Source organism: Streptacidiphilus sp. MAP5-3, assembly GCF_041262505.1.
Classification (GTDB): domain Bacteria; phylum Actinomycetota; class Actinomycetes; order Streptomycetales; family Streptomycetaceae; genus Streptacidiphilus.
Map to the genome: position 1 here is coordinate 133,803 of NZ_JBGCCL010000004.1, position 20,568 is coordinate 154,370.

A 20,568-nucleotide genomic window follows, 5' to 3' on the forward strand; every position below is an offset into this window, starting at 1 on the left:
CACGCCCGATATGCCGGTTTCCGCGCCGGGTCGTTTGGTTACGCTCCCGGCGATCCGACGACGCCGTCCGGCGGGTGAGCCCCTCAGGCCGGCTCATGGCAGACCGACTCATGGCAGAGGTGCCCACATGATGCGTACGCCGGGGCAGGAGACCGCAGCGGGCGGCCGGTCGAGCGGCCGGACGGACGACGCCGCCCTGCAGCGCCCCGCCCGCGCTCTGCGGCCCACCGCCGAGCCGACGGGCGAACAGCGGGCGATGCTGGAACTTCAGCAGTTAGCCGGCAACGCGGCCGCGGCCCGCGTCCGCCTGGGCCGCGGGGCCGCCGCCGCGGCTCCGGCTCCGGCTCCGGCTCCGGCTCCGCAGGACGCCGTCCCGGCTCCGGCCGTCCCGGCTCCGGCGACGCAGGACGCCGCCGCGCCCGCGCTGACCCTGCCCCCGTACCTGCTCAACCTTCAGGCGGCGGGACTCTCCACCGCCTACGCGCTGGCGGGGCACCAGGGCCTGGGCGACCAGATGCGCGAACTGGTCGGTGGCAGCGAAGACATCGCCGCGATCACCGGGGACCTCGCCGGGCGTCCGGAGACCTTCTACGGTCGCGGACGCACCTTCACCGTCAAGGGCGGCAGGGGCCGGTTCGACGTCACCTTGCGGATCTCCCGCGCCCCGGCCGATCGGCGCCCGCTCTTCCCGCCCCTGGGCTCCCCGAAGACCGGAGCGGTGGCCGCCGGCGACAAGACCAAGATGGACGCCCAGCACAACACGCAGGGCACGGTGAGCAGCACCACAGCGGGCACCTCGCAGTACGGCGGCACCGTCTCGGGCACGGGGCTAGCACCCACGCCGGTGCCCGGTCTGCACGCCGGTGTCGCGTTCACGGTCGGCGCCAGCGCCGGCTCCGCCGCGGAGACCCGCACCACCAGGACCGCGGCCGAACCCCGGGTGCTGCGCAGCGACGGCGGATCGGTGGAGGTCCAGCGGCAGATCCGCTACGAGCTGCGCGTCCAGCGCATCGACGGGGTCACCGGCGCGGCGCCGGTGACCCGCTGGCGCGGCGGCACACTGACCATGCGGCTCCCGTTCGAGCACCTCGTCCCGGTGGGCACCGCCGCCCCGACGGCGCTGACCCGGGTGGACCCGGCGGCGGCGCGGGGGGTGCGGCTCGCCGACTCCATGGCCCCGCTGGCCGTCACCGACACCGGCGCCACCCACGCGGGCGGCCGCGGCCTCTTCGACACCGTCGGCTCCGTCCTGCACCCCTCCCTGACGGCCCCCGGCGCCCCCGGCCGCGCCCGCCTCCTCGAAGCCACCCACGCCACCAGCGTCTTGGAGGACCTGCCTCGGCTGCTCAGCGGCTGGATCTCCGGCGAGGACCTGACCGACAGGGGCGGCCGGGCCAGGGGTTCCTACCGGATGCGCGGCGAGATCACCGCCATGGCCCCCGCCTGGAGCTCCGGCAAGACCCAGCTGCGCACCCACCAGGTCGCCCAGCACGGCACGACCAGCACCGCCGGTACCGGCTTCGGCGGCACCCTGGGCGTGGGACCGGCGTTCGGCGCCGGCACCCTCGGCACGGGGCCCCGGGCCCGCATCGGACTGCTGCCCGTGGTGGATGCCAGGTCGCTGCGCCTCACCTCCACCGATCAGACGGTGAACACCCGTCAGGGTGCCGAGGTGCAGGGCGAGAAGGCGCTCTACCGCACGACGGTGCGGCTCACCGTGCAGGGCACCGGCTCGCTCAGCCCCGCGCAGCGCAGATCCGGCGCGGCCCGCACCGCCTCGCACGACATCGACGTGCTGCTGAGCCTGCGGGCCGACGAGGCCGCCGCGCTCGGCCTGCCACTGCCCGCCGGGGTGACGGCCAAGCAGATGTTCGAACGCCCCCGGGAGATGGGCCCGGACGGCGAGCGGGAGGTCGAACGGCACCTGCCGTTCGGGGCCATGGGATCGAGCACGGCCCTCAGTCAGCTGGACACCGGGCCACTGCTCGCCGGCGTGGAACGGCTCTTCGCCACCGACCCCCGACTGGCCGGCTACCTGCCGGACTTCGGGGCGAACGGGGGCGGGGCCGACGGGGGCGGGGCGGCGCGGCGGAAGGAGCCCGGCACCGAGGAGGCCGAGCGACAGCGGGCCAACCACCGGGAGCTGCTGACCGTGCTCTCCGAGACCAACCTGCGGGCCAACAAGGACCAGTTGCTCTCCAGCGGCGTCCGGGTCCGGCTGCGCCGCAAGACCGCGCTCCACTCGCACGACGTGCAGATCCGCGTGGTCGGCGCGCTCACCGGGATCAACTACCTGGGTGACACCGACAACTGGCTGGTACGCAGCAGCGCAGGCGTCACCAGCAGCGCCCAGAGCGGCCGGGCCAGCTCCCGCTCGGCCGGGCTGCGCGGGCTCTTCCAGCTCCGCATCCTCCCCGGCGCACTCTCCTTCTCGGTCACCGGCGACGGGGTGCTGCAGAGCACCCGGCGCAACCAGGCCGGTCCGACCACCCGTACCGACTCGCTCAACAACGGCGACAAGAAGACCAGCGCCTTCGCCGCCAGGCTGACGTTCGGACTGGACGTCACCATGACGAACCGCCAACGCACCGCCGGACGGGCCGTCACCCCCGGCTCCCCGGGCCGCGACGAGCCCGAGGTCGAGCAGATCGCCTCCTCCGTCGGAGGGCTCTCCGACCACGAGGCGCTGCGCCTGACCGACCAGGACGTCCGGCTGACCACCCCCACCGGGTTCACCCTGGACGCCGACCAGAAGCGGCAGCTGGACTTCGGCACCGGGCTGCGGCTCGCGCGGCGCGACCGTGCCGTGCCGGTCGCCGGCATCAACGAGCTGTCCGCCGCCGGGTGGCCCGGCGGCGGGCGGGCCGTCCGGGACTGGGTCTTCGTGGAGACCCTGGGCGGCGGGGAGCAGATCCGGGAGCTGGCCCTCCAACTGCTCGGTGAGGCCGCCGGCCGCAACCGGCAGGGCCGGGAGGACCGCGCGCTGGGGGCGGAGGGCCTGGCGCCGCGCTCCGCGATCGAGGACCGCTTCAGCCCGCAGGCCGTCACCGCCGCCCTACGGCAGGGCGTCAGCTCCAGCTGGGTGGTGAAGAACCTGCACTATCCCCGGCGGCTGGCCGCGCTCAACGGCGCGGTCGGCACCCGCTTCGCCCTCACGTCACCGAGGGTCGTCCACAAGGCCAAGGGGCCGGGTACGGAGAACCTGGTTCTCGGCGGGCACCAGGTAGCCGGTCAGCAGGGTGGCGGCGTCACCTGGGGCATCCGGGGCAACGTCACCGGGATGGAGAACGGCGCCAGCTGGCGGATGGGTGAGTCGGTGGGCGGCGGGCGCTCCTCGGCCCACGGCAGCTCCCACGGCCTCACCCTGGCCGGCACGGTCGAGCGCAACGCCCACACCGCGAAGGGCACCGAGCACTACCTGGTCCAGTGCGACCTGTCGGTGCTGATGGCCGCCGAGGCCACCTCCGGCCTCGGCGGCCCCTCGGTGGCGGCGGGCGAGCGCACCCTCCCCGGTGCCGCCGCCGTCTGGCTCACCAAGGAGCAGCTGCGGGCTGCCGGCCTGCACGACCCGTACGAGCCGCCTGCCCCGGCGGCCGCAGCAGCCGCTGAGGCCGCCCCTGCCGCCGCGACGCCCGCTGTGGACCCGGTCGCCGCGCTCCCCCGGCTGCGCCAGGAGCTACCACTGGGCTTCGGCATGATCGAGGAACTGCCCGACTTCGTCCCGCTACTGGGGCGGCTGCGCGAGCGGGTGCACCGCCAGGACCCGGGCCTCGCCGACGAGCTCTTCCCGCAGCACCAGCTCTCCGACGGCAACGACAACATCCAGCGGCTGCTGCGCGTACTGGACCGGGACGGCTCGACGGGCCTGCTCGCCGGCGCCATGGACGGCGGCGTGCCCGTCGAGCTCTTCCGCGGCCGCCGCACCCCGTACCGAGCCCTGTTCCGCGTCCAGCGCACCGGACCGGGCACCCCCCTCGACGTCGCCGGCGACAACCGGACCATGGAGTACATCACCTCGGCGGTCGCCCAGAACGCGGACGCCGCCGACCGGAGCACCGCCTGGGGTGCGGACTTCGCCTTCGCGGGCGCCGGCAAACCGCACGGCGGCAACGTCAGGAGCGCCGCCGGTGCCGGATCCACGGGAGCCACCACGACCAGCGGAAACCGGCGAGCCACCGTGGGCCGCGCGCAACTCGGCGTCAAGACGGTCGCCGAGGGGTCCGCTCCCTCGGTCCGGATGCGGGTGCCGATCCAGGCCACCCTCGAACTGCACGCGCCCTCGGGCCGGGTGGCCGCCGTGCCGTTGGCCGGTCAGCTGGTCCACCGCATCCTCCAGTTCGACCTGGCGGCCCTCGACCGGCTGGCGCCCGTCCGGCACGGCGCGCCGGGGCATGCCCTGCGGCGCGACACCGGCGGCGCCGACGAGCGCCAGCTGGCGGCCTGGCGCTCCACCGGGGCGCGGCTGCCCCTGGAGGCGCAGGTCAACGGGTTCCGGGGGGCCGAGCAACTGCGCGACGCCATCGGCGAGGCGATCGGTGCGGCCGGAGGGAGCGAACAGTTCGGTGTCGGCAGGGCGGGCAGCGCGGCCGGCTACGTCCAGCGGGAGGCGGTCTCCACCGAGTGGCTGATCTCGGCCCTGCCGCTGCTCGCCCACGCGGGCGTCAACCTGCCGGTCAACCACGCCCCGGGACTTGAGGGGCAGGACCTGAGCTGTGCACTGCACGCCCGGCTGCGGGAGGGGAAGATCCTGGGCAAGGGAGACAAGAAGGCGGAGGTCATGGCCTTCGAGGCGGTCGCCCAGAGCGCCCTGGACGGGATGCGGCCGTCCGCCGTCGACAGCCAGGCGGCCGCGGATCACCGCCGGGCGGTGCGTGGGGGCGGGGGCCTGGGGCTGCTGAACGACAACGAGTTCCGGCTCAACGAGGTGACGGGCTCAGCCGCGTTCGCAGGCGGAGGCCTGGACACGGCCGCGAACGCCTCCGGCTCGATGCCGCTGCACAAGCCCAAGTACGCGCCCGTGCTGGTCCAGTTCGACGTGCAGTTCCGGATCGCCGTCCGCGTCGCCCACCGTCACACCGCGCGGATCCGCTCCAGTCAGGCGCACACCGCCGTGCGCGACCTCACGCTCACCACGCCCGTCGTCGTCCGACTGCCCGAACCCGAGGCCCTGAAGCTGTTGGCCGTACAGGGCGCCGGGGGAATCACCGACCCGCACGGCGTCTTCGCCCCCGCGGCACCGGCGGCCCCGGCGGCGAACGAGGACGCCTGAGCCCGGCCCAGGCGGCCAAGGGGGCAGCCCGACAGGCACTTTGGGGCGCCAACCCTGCCCCGGGGCTTGCTGACCCGGCGCCCACTGCCTCGGTAGGCTCCCAAGGTGAGCCTATGGACTTCCCTGGAGCCCGCGTCCACGACGGTCGACGCGGGTAGCACCGCCACCGTACGCCTGCGGATCCGCAACACCGGCGACATCGTCGACGAGTACCGCTTCACCGTCGTCGGCGACTTGGCGCCCTACATCACCGTCGAACCACCCACCCTCCGGCTCTACCCGGGCACCACGGGGACGGTCGAGCTCACGGTCGCACCACCCCGCACCCCCGACGCCGCCGCCGGGCCGCACCCCTACGCCGTGCAGGTCACCCCGACCGAGCACCCCGAGGCGACGACGGTCCCCGAGGGCAACATCACAGTCACGCCGTTCATGGAGGTGCGGGCCGAACTCGTCCCGCACACCGTCAAGGGGCGCTTCCGGGGACGGCCCAAGCTGGCCGTCGACAACCTCGGCAACACCACCCTGACCGCCTCCGTGACGGGCGACGACAACGGCGACCAGATCGGCTACGAGGTCGTCCCGGCCAACGTCCAGATCGAGCCGGGCCGGGCTGCCTTCCTCAACGCGAGGCTGAAGCCCCGTCAGATCATCTGGATCGGGCACAAGCAGAACCGGCCGTACCGGCTGGTCGTGCGCCGCTCGGGCGTCAACCCGCTGAACGTGGACGGGACCTACGTCCAGGGCGGCTTCCTGCCGCGCTGGCTCTTCACCGTCCTCAGCCTCAGCATCGGGCTCATCATCGCCTTCGTCGCGCTCTGGATGACCAACCCGCCGGCGTTCAGCAGCGAGGCCACGCCGCTGGTCGCGCAGGCCTCCTCCAGTGAACTGCCCACGCCCAGCCTGAGTATCGCTCCCCCGCAGTCGCAGCAGCCCGCGCCGCCCACGCCGAACGGTGGCAACCCGGCGCCGACCACCCCGGCGCAGGTCGTCCCGACCGGCAACGGTGGAGGCAACGGCGGTGGGAGTGGAGGCGGGAACGGCGGCAGCGGTGGTGGCGGCGGTGGCAACCCGGCGCCGCCGACGACGGCGGCGGCCGGCGGCGGCGCGCCCGAGCTGATCGGCCGCGGCTCCAACCGCTGCATCACGGTCACCAACGGCGTGGCTGAGGGCGGCAAGGACGGCGAGCCACTGGAGCTGTGGGACTGCAGCAACGCCGTCTGGCAGCAGTGGAAGTTCGTCGGCTTCCAAGCGCCGAACTACCAGGGAACCATCCAGTCGCTGGGCCTGTGCATGGACGTCGCCAACGCCAACTCGGCCAACGGCACCACGGTCCAGCTGGCCAACTGCAACGGCGGCCCGGCCCAGGTGTGGACCCTCAACACCACCCAGGGCGGCGACCTGGTGAGCATCATGGCCGGCAAGTGCGTGGACGCGGTGAACCAGGGCACCGGCAACGGCACCCGGCTCCAGCTCTGGACCTGCGCCGGGACCCCCAACCAGAAGTGGTTCCAGCAGAACGGCTGAGCCGTCGGCTCGGTGGACGAGGACAGCGCCTGGTGACGGATCCCTCCGTCACCAGGCGCTGTCCTCGTCAAGGCCCTGTCGTCACCAGGCGCTGCCCTCGTCCAGGACCAGACGCCCGGCCTTGCGGTACTCGCGCTGCGCGCCCGCCAACAGGTCGGCGTCGTTGACGGCCTCGCCGCGACCGGCGGCGGCGTAGGCGGCGGTGACCACGGCGCTGCGGATCGATCCTCCGGCCAGCTCGAACTCGCGGGCGCAGCGCTCCGGGTCGATGCCGGGCACGCAGGGCACCGAGGCGAGGCTGTGCCGCCACAGCGCCAGCCGCTGCACGGCGTCGGGGAACGGGAAGTCGACCACCAGGTCGAGGCGCCGGGTGAAGGCGTCGTCGATGTTGGCGCGCAGGTTCGTCGTGAGCAGAGCGATGCCGTCGAAGGACTCCAGCCGCTGGAGCAGGTAGGCGCTCTCCAGGTTGGCATAGCGGTCATGGGCGTCCTTGACCTCGGAGCGCTTGCCGAAGACGGCGTCAGCCTCGTCGAAGAGCAGCACGGCGTCGGTGCGGTCGGCCTCGGTGAAGATCCGTTCCAGGTTCTTCTCGGTCTCGCCGATGTACTTGTCGACGACCGAGGAGAGCTGCACCACGTAGAGGTCCAGGCCGAGTTCGGCGGCGACGACCTCCGCCGACAGCGTCTTGCCGGTGCCGGACTCGCCCGCGAAGAGCGCCAGCACACCCCGGCCCCGGCCGCCTCCGGCGCTGAGCCGCCAGTCGCCGAGCACCCGCTCGCGGTACCGGGAGCGCAGGGCGAGTTCGTGCAGATGGGCCAGGGGTGCCTCGGGCAGCACCAGGTCGTCCCAGGTCACCGCGGGTCGGATGCGGCGGGCGTGCTGCTCCAGGCCGGAGGCGGACTGCTGGCGGGCGGCGAGCCGCAGGTGGGCGCCGGAGAGCGGCGCGTCCTCGAAGGCGGCCAACTCCTGCGCGGCACGGGCGGCGCGGCGGATGTGCTCGCCGCCGAGCCGGTAGGGGGCGACCACGTCGGCGAGGTCGGCCAGCTCCCCGTCTGCCGCCTCGGCGACACCGAGCGCGGCGGACCACGCGTCCAGGTCGCCGGAGCGCTGCCGGGGTGCGTCGAGCACCAGCGGGTCGCGGTGGCCGTCGCACCACTGCGGGTCGTAGGGCCGGATCCCGGCGAGCAGCACCGGGACGTCGGACACGGCCAGCGCGCGTATCAGTGGCCCCGGCCGGTCGGGCAGCGGGGCCACCACGACAGCGCAGCCGCGCAGCCGGGCCTCGCGGAGCAGCACGGCGATCTCGTGGTCGGTGTCGTGGTGGCGGGCCTCGTGGTCGCGGGAGTCGCCGGCAGGGGCGACCGGAGCGGAGACGCGGGGGACGTAGTGCAGCGCCTCCACGCCGGCGGCAGCCAACGCGGCGGCGGCGCAGGCGAGCCCGTCCCCCTCGCGCCGCTCGCGCAGGTGGACCGTCAGCGGTCCGGCGGCCAGGCGCTTGCCGAGACGCTGGGTCAGCGCATCGTGCTGCAACCGGACGAGCGGCGCGGTCAGCCGCCGGACCCGGCCGTCGAGTGCGGGGTCCTGGGTGTCGTCCCCGAGCAGATGTGCGACGACCCGGTCCGGGACGCACAACGAGCGGCTGAGGAAAGGCCGTTCGGGCTCCTCCACGCGCAGCAGGCCAAGGGCGGACAGCGGCGCCGCGGGGTGGAAGCGGGCGCGCCCCTCGGCGGAGTGCGCGGGCAGACCACAGAGTTCCAGCGCGAGGCCGACGCTGGCGCGGCGGCGGCTGACGTCGTCGTTGAGGTAGCCGTAGAGCGGCTCGAAGGTGCGCTGCAGGTCGGGCGCGAGTGCGACCAGCAGCAGCTGGACATCGAGCACGGTCAGGCCGAGCCGGACGGCCAGGAGGTGCAACCGGTCGTCACCGTCCGCCGGTGGCGCGACCTGCTCGGGCTCGGCGGGCTCGTCGTGCCCCTCGGGTTGCTCGGACGGATCCGGGAGCGCCACGGGCCCGGCTGACGCCGCGTCGGCGCGCAGCAGCAAGTGGCGGACCGCGTCCGGGGAGAGGTAGAGCCCGCGCAGCGGGTCGTCGGCGGTGGGGTCGTCGGCGCTGCGGAGCGCGACCAGCCGCGCCACCCGCTCCCACAGCCAGTCCAGCCGGGCGAGCAGCGGAGCGGAAGGGTTCACTCCGACACCGCGCCCGACGGCCTGCCCGAGCCGGGCTTCCGGGTACGCGGCCCCGGCACCGCCGCCGGGCCGCTGCCGCCCTGGTCGCCGCCCTCGTGGCCGGCCCCCGCCAGATGACGCGCCGGGAAGTGGCGGTCGGGCGAGTCCTCCAGGTCGCCCTCGATGCCACGCACCCGCACGCCCAGCTCGGTGACCGGCGGCCCGGCGTCGTACTCCGGGTAGGAGAGCATCGGGACGGTGACCACGACGTCGATGGAGGGCTTGAGTTCGCCGCCGAGCGCGGACCAGATCTCGGCGGTGGAACGGGCCTCCATGTGCAGCGCGGCGACCGAGAGCGGCACGGTCAGCCCGAGCGCCGCGAGCGAACCGGCCAGCCTCTCGGGCGGCAGCAGTTCGTGCGGCAGCAGGGTGGCCAGCACCGCGGAGAGCATCCGGTGCTCGTCCTGCGGTTGCTTGGTCCAGGCGGTGACCAGGTAGGACAGCCGGAACCAGCGCGGCGGCTGCCGCCGACGGACGGTGACGCCCTGTTCGTTCCTGACCGAGACGTGGCCACGCTCGCGCCGGTGGGTGTCCTCGCGGATGTCGTAGAGGTAACAGTCGACCGTGGGGGCGTTGCGCCGGGCCGCCCAGTCGCGGGTCGGCGCCTCGAAGGCGATCTCGACGCCGCTGCCCGCCAGGGCACCTCCGGTCAGCAGTCGCTTGAGGACCTCGTCCACCTCGTGGATCACTGCCGCGCCCTCACTTGCCGTTCGTCGCCTGGTTGGTCCCGCGCACCGGTCTGACGTGCCGGTCTCGCCCGTCCCGGTCGCCACGCCCTGACGCGGGCGCACCCGACGGCCATCCTGCCGTTCCCGGGGCGTGCCCTGGTAGGCGTTTCCGGAACTTTGTGGGGGCATTGTGTGATGCCCTGGAGGCCATCGGCGCGTGCCCGAACCGTCAGATGTAGCCTTCCCTCAGGGCATAGGCCACGGCATGAGCACGGTTGCGGAGTTGGAGCCGGGTCGTGAGTCCGTGCATCACGTTCTTGACGGTTCGTTCGGAGTACGAGAGCTTGCTGGCGATTTCCGCGGTGTCCAATCCCTCGGCGACCAACCGGACGACATCGACCTCGCGCGGTGCCAGACCGTGCACGGGTGTGTCGGAGGATCCGGAGGTCCCGCGCTGCATGGTGCCCACCTTGGCGATCAGGCGCCCCAGCAGATCCGCCGGAAGGTCCCCCTCACCCCGGGACGCGGCCGTCACCGCCTGGTGGAGCCGGTGCCCGGTGGCCTCCCGCCGCCACACTATGGCGCCGACCCCGCACTCGATCACCTGGAGCAGCTCGGCCTCGCGGACCGTGGTGGCCACCAGGACGGCACGGGTGCCGTCGGCACGCGTCAGCCGCCGCAGCGAGGAGAGCGTCGGTTCATCCGGCGTCTCCGCGACCAGCACCGCCACCGCGCCCGCCCGGCCGGCGACCGTCTCGACCATCTCGACGCCCGGCTGTTGGCGCAGCTGGCTGCGCACGCCCGCGAGCGAGACCGGATCATCCGCATACACCGCAACCGGGATCGTGCCGACGACGTCAGTCGATCCGGAACCCATTCGCACCACCATGACCCACCATCCTCACGATCCGGGCCTGCTGACCGAAATGACGAAGTTGCCCCAGATGACTGCAAGCGTCCGGTGAACCGGCCCACCTGCGCAATCGTGGGCGACCACGAGATGAACCACGAACACGCCGGGGACGACCACCCCGGGACGTACCACGGCAGAGGCCACGACGCGGGCCACGAGAGGCACCACGAGCAACCCCACGAGAGGCACCACCACGTCCAGGACGGCTCCCCGGCGCTCCAGGAGGATCCGATGACCCCGACCGGCAGGCAGCACCCCGGTGACGGACCCCTGAGCGAACGGGGCGACGCCCTGCGGCTGACGGCCGCGGAGGCACGGCGTGCCCGCTCCGGGTCCGGTCGGCTGGTGCTGCTGCGCGGCGCCACCGGCACCGGCCGCAGCGCGCTGCTGGAGGCGGTCGCGGCGGAAGGTGCCGCGGAGGGGATGCGGGTGCTGCGCGCCCGCTGCTCCGCCGAGCGCTCCGGCACCGAGTTCGGTGCACTACGTCACCTCCTGGCCCCGGAGTCCCACCCTGACGCAACGTTGAACTCATTCAATGACACAGCAGTTGGCGATCGCCTCTGGCAACTGCTGCGCAGCCGGGCGGCCGAGGCGCCGCTACTGCTGGCCGTCGACGACGTCCACCTCGCCGACGCCGCCTCACGGCGGTTCCTCGCCGAGGCAGCCCGGCAGTTGGACACGCTGCCGGTGCTGATCGTGGTCACCGAGCGCGGCCAGTACGACATCGCCGCGCCCGTGCCGGGGCTGGCCCACGCCCTCTCGCCGACGCTGGTCCGCGGCCACGTCCTCGGCCCGCTCGGCCGCACGGCCGCCGAGGCGATGGTCCGCACCCGTCTCGGCGGGCGCGCCACCGACGCCTGGGTGGACGACTGCCTGCGCGCGAGCGCGGGCAACCCGCTGCTGCTGCGCGCACTTCTGGACGACCTCGGCGTCGCGTTCGCGCCGGTCGCCGCCGCCTTGGACCACTCGGCTCCGGCGGGCTTCCCGCAGAGCTGCGCCGACCTCTATCCGGGGGCCTTCGCGGCAGCGGTCACCTGGTGGCTGGAGAGCGCGGGCCCGGAGACCGCCTCCGTCGCCCGTGCGCTGGCCGACGTCGTCGTCCCGGCGGCGGAAGCCGCCGGTCCGGGAGGTCCCGGCCCGCAGACTCCCGGCCCGGACCGCGCGTCGGACGACGTCGAGCTGGTCGCCGCCGTCGCCGGGGCCGACCCGTCCCGGGTGGCGGGCTGGATGACGGCCATGCTCCGGCTCGGCCTGCTGCGCGAGGAGCGGGGCCAGGTCCGGTTCGCCCATCCGCTGCTGCGCGACGCCGTGCTGGACGGCTGGCGACGCGCCGACCGGCAGGCCTCCCACCGCGACGCCGCCGCCCACCGGCAGCGCCGGGGCGACCCCGCCGAGGCCGTGGCCGCGCATCTGCTGCGCACCCCGGCCACGGGCGACGGCTGGGCCGTCGACGTCCTGCGGGACGCTGCGGCCACAGCCGCCCGCGCGGGCCGGACCACCGACGCGGTGGCGCTGCTGCGCCGGGCACTGGAGGAGCCGGTCCCCCGCGCGCGCCGCGCAGAAGTGTTGACCGAGCTGGGCTCGCTGGAGCTCGCCTCGTTGCGCGGCACCGGCATACCCCGGCTCACCGAGGCGCTGCGGCTGCGCGAGGAACCCCGGGAGCGGGTCCAGGCCACGGTCGCGCTGGGCCTCGCGATGGCCCGGCGCGGCGAGGCCCAGGCCGCCGTCGCGCTGCTCCACGAGCTGGACGCGGGCGGCTCGCTGACCGACCAGCCGGCGCTGGCCCGCACCGTCCGGCTGGCCTCGGCGCTCCTGTCGGACCACGACCGGGAGGTCCGCCGCGAGTTCTACGACGAGCTGCAGCAGTCCGCCGACCGGGACCCGGCGCTGTTCGGCCCGGCCGAGCGCGCGTTGCTGGTCCGCCACGAGACGACCGCTGGGCTGCTCTCGGCCGACGAGGCGATGCGGCGCGTCCGCGCCCTGCTCTCCACCGACGAGGACCCGCTGCTGATGCCGTATCTGCTGGGCACGGCCGCGGCCGTGGCGCAGTGGGCCGACGCGCTCGACGACGCCGACCGGCTGGTCCGGAACGGCCTGTCGGCGCACCGGCTGCCCCAGCTCCACCCGATGCACCACGCGCTGCTCAACACCCGCTGGGACACCATGGCCGCGCGCGGCGACCATGCCCGGATACTGGCCGAGTTCGAGCGCCGCTTCGAGCACCGTGAGGGCGCGTCGGCTCGGCCGAGCAACCTGCTGGCCCATGCCCTGGTCGCGCTCGTCGAGACCGGCCGGGTGACCGAGGCCGCCCGGCTGGCCGCCCGCATCGACGTCGAGAGCTCCCACGTCGCGGACGACACCTGGGAGTTCAACCGCTTCCTCTACGCCAGGGGCGTCGTGCACGCGGCGTCGGGCGAGTTGCAGGAGGCGGTGGACGACTTCCTGGAGTGCGGCCGACGGCAGACCTCCCGGGACGTGCTCAGCCCGGTGGTGACGCCGTGGCGCTCGGCAGCGGCCGAGTGCCTGCTGGCGCTCGGCTCGCCGCAGTCCGCGCTGCCGCTCGCCGAGGAGGAGTACCAACTGGCGGTGGTCTGGGGCACCCCGCGCGTCCTCGGGCGCGCCCTGCGTGTGCTGGGCGCGGTCAGCAACGGCCGCCGCGGCCTGGAGTTGACCGCCCGCGCGGTGGAGACGCTGCGCGGCGGCGACGCGGACGCCGAACTGGCGGCGGCGCTGGTCACCCAGGGCCGCCGGCTCACCGCCGCAGGCCAGCGGCTCCAGGCCCGCGAACTGCTCCGCGAGGCCGCCACCGTGGCCGAACGCCTGGGCTCCGCACGGCTCCTGGGCCAGGCCGAACAGGCGCTGCGCACCGGCAGTCCCCGCCTCCGGGTCACCCAGCACACCGGCGTGGACGCGCTCACCGAGAGCGAACTGCGCATCGCCCGCCTCGCCGCCGACGGCCGCACCAACGCGGAGATCTCCGCACTGCTCCACCTGGCCCGCCGCACCGTGGAGACCCACCTCACCAGCACCTACCGGAAACTGGCAATCCGCGGCCGCAACGAACTCCCGTCCGCCCTCGACTCCGCCCCACCCTCCCGCCTGGCACTCCGCGCGGTCCACCCCTCGGGCCCGGGGACGGGCGAGGAACAGGGCTCAAGACCAGCCGCCGGCGCCCAGATCCCCTACCAACGCCGCCGCGAGGCCCCGCAGGAGGTCCGGGGCGAGGCGCAGTGAAGCGCTCCGACGGCGCGAACGGCAATCCGATTCCTGCAGTTGACGCGCCGACGTACGATGCCGGTACTGCCATGAGGGGGAGCTATGGGGTGTGTGCTGGCCGCCGCCCGGGCGGCGATTGTGGTCGTCGCCACCTGGCTGGCGCTGACCGTGCTGCTGGTGCTGCTGGAATCGCTGCTGCCGGGCCCCAGCCCCCACGGCACCCCCTCGTCCACGGCCGTCATGCTGTGGCTGCTCGCGCTGCTCCTCGTGCCGCCGGTTACCTGCGTCGCGCTGCGCCGCTGGATCTCCGCCGGCCGTGCCGGGAGTGCGGATCAACCGCTCCCTCCTGCGCCGTACGCGGGAGCCGAGCAGGACGCGCCGCAGTCCGGCGGCCCCGCCTGGCACGCGACCGCGTCGCCCGCTCCGCCGTCCGACGCGCAGCGGACCATCCAGCCCCCGCGTGCCCCCGAGGACCCGGACGTCTGGGCCCTGCGACAGGCCCGTGCGGAAGCCGAACGGGCGCGTGCAGAAGCCGAGTCGAAGCGTGCGGAAGCCGAGAAGGCGCGTAAGGAGGAAGCCCGACGACGATCGGCGCGCAACCGCCGTTTCCGCCAAACGGGTCGGCGGTACTGACAAGCCGCACACGACCTCGTCTACACCCGGCACTCATCGTGACAGCGGCAGTCGCAGCCGTAGGTCCGGCCGTTGACCCACCGCACGCCGACCCGGCAGATGTGCTGGTCCTCGGGCATTCCCCCGGCCGTGCACTCGTCGAAGTAGCTCCGCTCCGGTGCCTGCCACGTCCTGACGCCCTCGGTGGGCCAGGTGAACGGCTGTCGGGTCTCCGGGTACGCCGGACGCGGCACGACGGCAGTCGGCTCGGCGGGGACCCGTCGGCTCGGGCTCATCGGATGGCTCCGAGCTTCCTGGGAGGGATCGAGAACAGCGTGGCCCGGCGTTCCAACATGTCCTCGGCCTCACTGCGGACTTCGAACGCCAACTGGTTCCCGTCCCCGTCAGCGAAGACCCGCCCGCCCTCATCCCGGGCCCGGAAGACGTCGCACCGCTCGTCGTAGAAGACCGAGGCTTTCACCGCGCACCGTCCTCGGCCCGCCGATGGCACTCGCACCCGCAGGGCACGCTGACCCAGCCAAGGGTGGAGTTCCGGTACCCCGGTGCGCGGCACTGCCGATGCAGCTCGGGCCAGCGGTCCGCGCCGACTCTGCAGGGTGGCGTCACGTAGCCGCGCGGAAGAGGGCCTGGTGGCGGAGCGCTGGTCTCCAGGGCAGGGGTGTGAGTCATCGGAAGGTCCTCGCTCTGTCTCGCGACTGCCGACGCCAAACAGAGTGCTCCCGACGGGCTCTGACAGCCCAAGAGATTTCTCAGAATTTCTCAGTGCTCGGTCTGCCAGGCGTTGATACCCCTCTCGATCAGCCTGCGGGCGTCCTCGTCGTACCGGGCCACCGGGGCCAGCAGGTCGAAGACGCGGCGGTACAGGGCTATCTCCTCGGGCAGGGCCAGGCGCAGCTCAGCGTCGAAGGTTTCGACGAGGACAAGCTGGTTGTCGCGGAGCCAGAAGCCGTGGGACGGCGTGAGCGGAAGACGGGTGTTCTGAGGGATGATCCCGATCCGCGCCGAAGGCAGGTGCAGGAGGTTGATCAGTCGTTGAAGCTGGTCGACCATCACGCTGGCAGTTGCCGCGCCGACGTGGAGCACCGGCTCCCACAGCAGGAAGTGGAACCGCTTGCCGGGCTCGTAGAGCACCTGCTGACGTTGCATCCGCAAGGCCACCGCCTCGTCGGCCGTGTCAGGGATCCCGCGCAACAGCACGGCTTCACGGAACGTGGCCGCCGCGTACTCGGGCGTCTGGAGCAGGCCCGGGACCACGCAGGTCTCCAGGATGCGCCAGACCCGCGTCTCGCGGTCGAGGTCGATCAGAGGGCGTTGCCGCAGGTGTACACCGCGGCCGAGTTGGCGTCGCCACTCGCTGTAGCGGCTGTCCATCTCCTGGCGCAGGACCAACAGCGCATCGGCGGCGTCGTCGCGCGAGCAGGCCGCGCACCAGGCGAGGATGTCCCCGACGGTCGCGGCCTGTTGGCCGAGCTCCAGCTTGCTGATCTTGCTGTGTGGCCAGCCCAGCGAGGCCGCCAGGTCCTTGCCGGTGAGACCGGCGCCCACGCGGAGCTCGCGCAGGCGGCGGCCGAGCTCCTCGCGGGCCTCACGGACGGCGCGTGGCACATTCAACTGCCCGAGTGCCCCTTCACCAGCTCGCGATAGGGCATGGCGTGCTCCCTCGCGAGAGCGACCCACTCGCGGGCCTGCGCTACGGCCGCCGAGTCGGCGTCGACGAGCTCCTTGTCGAGCGGCCGACCGCTCTTGTCGAAGTCCATCCGGAGGAGCACCTGTTCGTCGAAGAGCCAGAAGTCACCCAGGGGCAGGCCCAGTTCCTCGGCTCGGCGATAGGTGAGGTAGCGGATGTCCTCACCGTCCTCGTCGTTGAACCGGTTACAGGCGATGAGGAAGCGCTGGTAGTCGCCTGGCGGCTCACTGATGAGTCGAACCCGGGCAACCAGGCGACCCGTGTCGCGAGCCGTGCGCATCTGTCGGCGCCAGCGGCGGTCCGGCCCCTCGTCCTCGACGCGGCCAGTGGCCAGGAACTGGGCGGACTCCTCCCGCCCGGCGTCGACGAGGTACGACGGTTGGGTTTCCAACCGCATCGCCGTCCCTTCGAAGGTGTCGAAGAGGTCGAGCCAAGAGGCGTCCGTGATGCGCACCGGCGGCTACTCCTTCGGAATGTGCTTCCACAGCTCACGGGGGATCTCGACCAGCGTCTCATCAGGGTCGAGGAACCGGACGTCATACCAAGCCCGATCACCGTCCACGACCTTCTTGCCCTGGAAGGCCTCGGTCCCCCGGTCCGTCTCGTAGACGCTGGGGCAGTTGCCGTCCTTGCTGTCACTCCCGACGAACTTAGCCCCGCAACAGCCTCCAGCAGTTGGGGATTTCTCGAAGTTTCCTGCTTGGCGGGTCCCATGAGGCAGGCGGAAACCAGCCAAACCAGCAGCGCTCTGGTGAGCTCAGCGGATCTGCAGCCGTAGGGACCCAAGGAAGGCAGGGCGAGCAGGGCGCGCGTGGCGAGACAGGAACCGATCGGGTACGACACACGTCTCCCGCACCATGACTTCTGACGCGCTGCAGGGCCGTTCGGCCCCCACCGGGCCCACCTCGCCGTCCGCCGTGACCGTGCATCCGCCGAAGGTCAACGACTACGACACCTTCGCCGAGGCGTACACGGCCGAGAACGAGACCAACCTCGTCAACGCCCACTACGAGCGACCCGCGATGCTGGACCTCGCTGGAGACGTCGGCGGGCGGCGGATCCTCGACGCAGGCTGCGGATCCGGGCCGCTGTTCGCGGCGCTGCGTGATCGTGGCGCCGTCGTGAGCGGCTTCGACGCGAGTAGCGGGATGGTGGAGCTGGCCCGGCGTCGGCTCGGCGACGGTGCGGACCTGCTGGTGGCCGACCTGGGCAGCCCTCTGCCGTACCCCGACGACACGTTCGACGATGTCGTCGCGTCCCTGGTGCTGCACTACCTGAAGGACTGGGGGCCCGCGCTGGCCGAGCTGCGGCGCGTGCTCAAGCCCGGTGGTCGGCTGATCGTGTCCGTCGAGCATCCCTTCGCGATCCATCTCATGCACCGCGAGGCCGGCCGCGCGGCCGAGTACACGTACTTCGACACCACCTACTGGACCGACGAGTGGACCATGGACGGAAGGACGGCCCCGATGAGCCGCTGGCACCGACCGCTGCACGCGATGGCCGACGCCTTCACCTCAGCAGGCTTCCGGATCACGGCCATCAGCGAACCGGAGCCCGACGCAGCAGCCCGGGAGCTGTTCCCCGAGGTCATCGCGGCCAAGCCGCGCTTCCTGTGCTTCCTGTTCTTCGTGCTCCAGGCCGACTGACCGACCGAACTACCGACGCGGGTTCGCCCGACGCGTCGGCTCGGCCGTGGTGGGGTCCTCCGGCCAGGGGTGGCGAGGGTAGCGGCCGCGAAGGTCGGCGCGGACGGCGCGGTAGCCGTCGCGCCAGAAGGAGGCCAGGTCGGCCGTGACGGCGGCCGGGCGGCCCGCCGGGGAGAGCAGATGGATCGTCAGCGGGACGCGCCCGTCGGCGAGACGGGGGGCATCCTGCCAGCCGAACAGCTCCTGCAGCTTGACCGCGAGCACGGGCTGGTCGGCGGAGTAGTCGACGCGGATCCGGGAGCCGGTGGGGACGGTGATCCGCTCGGGAGCCAGCTCGTCGAGGCGGCCGGCCTCGCCGGAGGCCCACGGCAGCAGCCGTGTCAACGCCGTTGCCGTGGGGATGCGTTCCAGGTCGGCGCGGCGGCGGGCCCGGGAGAGTTCGGGCTCCAGCCAGTCCTCGGCCCGTTCCAGCAGGGCGCGGCCGTCGACCTCCGGCCAGGGGTCGCCGATCACGCGGCGCAGGAAGGCGATGCGCTGCCGCAGGCCGACGCCCTCCGCCGACCAGGTCAGCAGTTCGTCGACACCCTCGACGGCGAGTCCCTTCAGCAGGGCGGCCCGCAACAGCGCCCGGTCCGGTGCGGCCAGCGGCTCGGTGGCGAGCTCGACCGCGCCGAGGGCCTCGACGCGGCGGGCGGCGACGTCTCCGCGCCTCGATCCCGGCGGCACCGCCCAGCGGACTTCCTCACGGTCCGTCAGCAGCGGTGCCGCGCAACGTCGGGCCGTGGCCTCGTCCGTGACGGCCGCCAACTGCACCCGGGCCGACGGCGACCCGGCCGGACGATCGGCGACGGCCACCGCGATCCACTCCGCACCGGACAGTGCGGAGCCGGCGCCCGTCGAGGCGGCGGTGCCCGAGGCCATCAAGTACGCGGCAGCGGCCCCCGGTTCGGGCTTCTGCTGGGGCTTCTGCCGGGACCCCAGGGCGCGCGCCCGGGCGATGCGCTCGGGGAAGGCCAGCCCGGCGATCAACCCGGCCGCCTCGGCGTCGCCGACCCGCGGCGCCGCATCCCTGCGGTCCGCAGCGTCGGCGTCCGGGTGCCGGCGCAGCCGTCGGACCTCCTCACGCCAGCGCGCCGCGTAGGGGTCCTTCGCCGTGCGCACCGTGCGGCGGACCGCGGCGAGGTCGTCGCCCAGCGCCCGCGGCGGCTCCTCGGAGAGCAGCGCCACCAACTCGGCCGCCTGGCGCTCACCGACCAGCGGCGCGCCGTCCAGCAACGCCCGGCCGAGCCGGGGGTGGAGCCCGGTGCGGGCGATGCGGACACCTCGCCCGGTGGCGCGGCCGTCGGCGTCGACCGCGCCCAGCGCGGTGAGCGTGGCACGCGCGGCCGCCATCGCACCGGCGGGCGGCGCGTCGGGCAGGGCGAGGCCGCGGGCGCCGGGCGCTCCCCAGCAACTGGCCTGCAAGGCAAAGGAGGTGAGGTCGGCCTGCATGATCTCGGGCGTGGGCAGCGCCCTGGCCAGCGCGTCCTCCGCCTCCGCCCAGCAGCGGTAGACGGCGCCGGGCGCTTCCCGGCCCGCGCGACCGGCGCGCTGCCGTCCGGTCGCCAGCGAGGACCGCACGGTCACCAGTCCGGCCAGCCCCCGGGCGTGATCGGTACGCGGCTCGCGGGCCAGCCCGCAGTCCACGACGCTGCGCACCCCCGGCACGGTCAACGAGGACTCGGCGACGGACGTGGAGAGCACGACCCTGCGGCGGGAGCCCGGGGCGAGAGCGGCGTCCTGCACGGCGCGGTCGGCCCGACCGTGCAGTTGCAGGACGTCCACAGTGTCACGCAGACCGCCGCTCAGCAGGCCGCTCAGGAGACCGGCCACCCTGGCGATCTCGCCCGCGCCAGGCAGGAAGCAGAGCACGTCGCCGTCCCGCTCACGCAGCGCGCGCAGCACGGTCGCCGCGACGTGCTCCAGCAGGGCGGGGTCCGTGCGCAAGCCCTGCGGCGGCCGGACCGGACGGGGCGGCGGCGCCCAGACCACGTCCACCGGATGCGGGGTCCCGTGCGCCTCGACGACGGGCGCGGGCCCGTCCGCGTCACTGTCCCCGTCGCCTTCACTGCCCCCGCCGCCTTCACTACCCCCGTCGCCGAGCAGCCGGGCCCACGCGGCGGTGTCGGAGGTCGCCGAGGCGCAGACCACCTGCAGTTCGGGACGCAGCGCGGCCCGCACGTCCAGCAGGAAGGCCAAGGCGGTGTCCGCGTCGAGGTGCCGCTCATGGCACTCGTCCAGCATGACGAGGTCCACTCCGGCGAGTTCCTGGTCGCGCTGGAGTCGTTGCAGCAGCACCCCGGTGGTGACCACCTCGACCACGGTGTCGGGGCCGACCCGCCGCTCGCCGCGTACCGTGAAGCCGACCCGCTCCCCGACGGGTTCACCCAGCATCCACGCCATCCGGCGTGCGGCGGCCCGCACCGCCAGTCGCCGCGGCTCGGCGACCAGCACGCGCCGCGGCGGCGCGTCGTCCCGCGCTTCGTCCCGCGCCTCGTCCAGCAGCCCGGCCAGCGCCAGCGGCACGAGCGTCGTCTTCCCCGTTCCGGGCGGCGCCTCGAGGACCGCTGCCCCGCGCGACTCCAGGGCGCGCCGGAGCGCGGGGACGGCACTGCGTACGGGGAGGTCAAGGTCGGCGAGGTTCACCCCCGCAGTCTCCCCGATCCGGGGGCGCGCAGGAGCACGCCGTCCCCCAGAAGCAGCGCCCTCGAAGCGGCGTCCCTCAGAAGCGGCGTCCCTCAGAAGCG

13 protein-coding genes are annotated in these 20,568 nt (G+C 73.8%); 5 read left to right on the top strand and 8 right to left on the bottom strand.

The features are described from left to right. The first annotated feature begins 127 nt into the window (after positions 1–127). Entirely contained in the window at positions 128–5,269 is a 5,142-nt protein-coding gene (locus tag ABH928_RS09180; protein ID WP_370064062.1) for a hypothetical protein, read from the top strand. A 105-nt stretch (positions 5,270–5,374) separates the two neighbouring features. After that, complete coding sequence (locus ABH928_RS09185; protein ID WP_370064064.1) at positions 5,375–6,796, top strand: ricin-type beta-trefoil lectin domain protein; 1,422 nt, start codon at positions 5,375–5,377, stop codon at positions 6,794–6,796. 81 nt (positions 6,797–6,877) lie between these two features. Here the strand turns inward: ABH928_RS09185 and ABH928_RS09190 are convergent, their stop codons facing one another. The 3 genes from ABH928_RS09190 to ABH928_RS09200 form a co-directional block, all read right to left on the bottom strand. Beyond that, the gene (locus ABH928_RS09190) at positions 6,878–8,980 is read right to left on the bottom strand and encodes an ATP-binding protein (protein ID WP_370064066.1); all 2,103 of its coding nucleotides are present in this window, start codon (positions 8,978–8,980) and stop codon (positions 6,878–6,880) included. Further along, positions 8,977–9,708, bottom strand: a complete 732-nt coding sequence (locus tag ABH928_RS09195; RefSeq protein ID WP_370064068.1) for a DUF4255 domain-containing protein — start codon at positions 9,706–9,708, stop codon at positions 8,977–8,979. Before ABH928_RS09195 ends, ABH928_RS09190 begins: the two co-directional genes overlap by 4 nt. Positions 9,709–9,916: 208 nt before the next feature. Continuing rightward, positions 9,917–10,564: a DNA-binding response regulator gene (locus ABH928_RS09200; RefSeq protein ID WP_370064069.1), complete on the bottom strand. Its 648-nt coding sequence runs from the start codon at positions 10,562–10,564 to the stop codon at positions 9,917–9,919. Between the two features lie 267 nt (positions 10,565–10,831). Between ABH928_RS09200 and ABH928_RS09205 the strand changes: the two genes are divergently transcribed. Together ABH928_RS09205 and ABH928_RS09210 are read left to right on the top strand one after the other, a co-directional pair. Beyond that, a complete protein-coding gene (locus ABH928_RS09205) occupies positions 10,832–13,834 on the top strand; it encodes an AAA family ATPase (protein ID WP_370064423.1) in 3,003 nt (1,000 codons plus the stop codon). Between the two features lie 84 nt (positions 13,835–13,918). Next, positions 13,919–14,449, top strand: coding sequence for a hypothetical protein (locus tag ABH928_RS09210; RefSeq protein ID WP_370064071.1), 531 nt, complete (start codon positions 13,919–13,921; stop codon positions 14,447–14,449). Positions 14,450–14,469: 20 nt separating this feature from the next. Here the strand turns inward: ABH928_RS09210 and ABH928_RS09215 are convergent, their stop codons facing one another. The 4 genes from ABH928_RS09215 to ABH928_RS09230 all read right to left on the bottom strand — a co-directional run bounded on the left by ABH928_RS09215 (position 14,470) and on the right by ABH928_RS09230 (position 16,590). Then, on the bottom strand, positions 14,470–14,724 hold the full coding sequence (locus tag ABH928_RS09215) for a hypothetical protein (protein WP_370064073.1): 255 nt from the start codon (positions 14,722–14,724) through the stop codon (positions 14,470–14,472). After that, complete coding sequence (locus ABH928_RS09220) at positions 14,721–14,909, bottom strand: hypothetical protein (protein ID WP_370064075.1); 189 nt, start codon at positions 14,907–14,909, stop codon at positions 14,721–14,723. The genes ABH928_RS09215 and ABH928_RS09220 overlap by 4 nt, the downstream gene beginning before the upstream one ends. Before the next feature lie 299 nt (positions 14,910–15,208). Then, positions 15,209–16,054, bottom strand: a complete 846-nt coding sequence (locus ABH928_RS09225; RefSeq protein ID WP_370064425.1) for a helix-turn-helix domain-containing protein — start codon at positions 16,052–16,054, stop codon at positions 15,209–15,211. A gap of 2 nt (positions 16,055–16,056) precedes the next feature. Next, positions 16,057–16,590 (bottom strand): DUF6879 family protein, encoded by a 534-nt coding sequence (locus ABH928_RS09230; protein WP_370064077.1) that lies wholly within the window; start codon positions 16,588–16,590, stop codon positions 16,057–16,059. A 403-nt stretch (positions 16,591–16,993) separates the two neighbouring features. On the opposite strand from ABH928_RS09230, the gene ABH928_RS09235 reads away from it, so the two are divergent. Continuing rightward, positions 16,994–17,782, top strand: coding sequence for a class I SAM-dependent methyltransferase (locus ABH928_RS09235; RefSeq protein WP_370064079.1), 789 nt, complete (start codon positions 16,994–16,996; stop codon positions 17,780–17,782). A 9-nt stretch (positions 17,783–17,791) separates the two neighbouring features. On the opposite strand, the gene hrpB is transcribed toward ABH928_RS09235, so the two are convergent. After that, the gene (gene hrpB, locus ABH928_RS09240) at positions 17,792–20,467 is read right to left on the bottom strand and encodes an ATP-dependent helicase HrpB (RefSeq protein ID WP_370064081.1); all 2,676 of its coding nucleotides are present in this window, start codon (positions 20,465–20,467) and stop codon (positions 17,792–17,794) included. Between the last annotated feature and the right edge of the window lie 101 nt (positions 20,468–20,568).

Coding starts and splice junctions, on each gene's coding strand:
- ABH928_RS09180 (WP_370064062.1), top strand. CDS start 128: ATGATGCGTACGCCGGGGCAGGAGACCGCAGCGGGCGGCCGGTCGAGC.
- ABH928_RS09200 (WP_370064069.1), bottom strand. CDS start 10,564: ATGGGTTCCGGATCGACTGACGTCGTCGGCACGATCCCGGTTGCGGTG.
- ABH928_RS09205 (WP_370064423.1), top strand. CDS start 10,832: ATGACCCCGACCGGCAGGCAGCACCCCGGTGACGGACCCCTGAGCGAA.
- ABH928_RS09210 (WP_370064071.1), top strand. CDS start 13,919: ATGGGGTGTGTGCTGGCCGCCGCCCGGGCGGCGATTGTGGTCGTCGCC.
- ABH928_RS09215 (WP_370064073.1), bottom strand. CDS start 14,724: ATGAGCCCGAGCCGACGGGTCCCCGCCGAGCCGACTGCCGTCGTGCCG.
- ABH928_RS09235 (WP_370064079.1), top strand. CDS start 16,994: ATGACTTCTGACGCGCTGCAGGGCCGTTCGGCCCCCACCGGGCCCACC.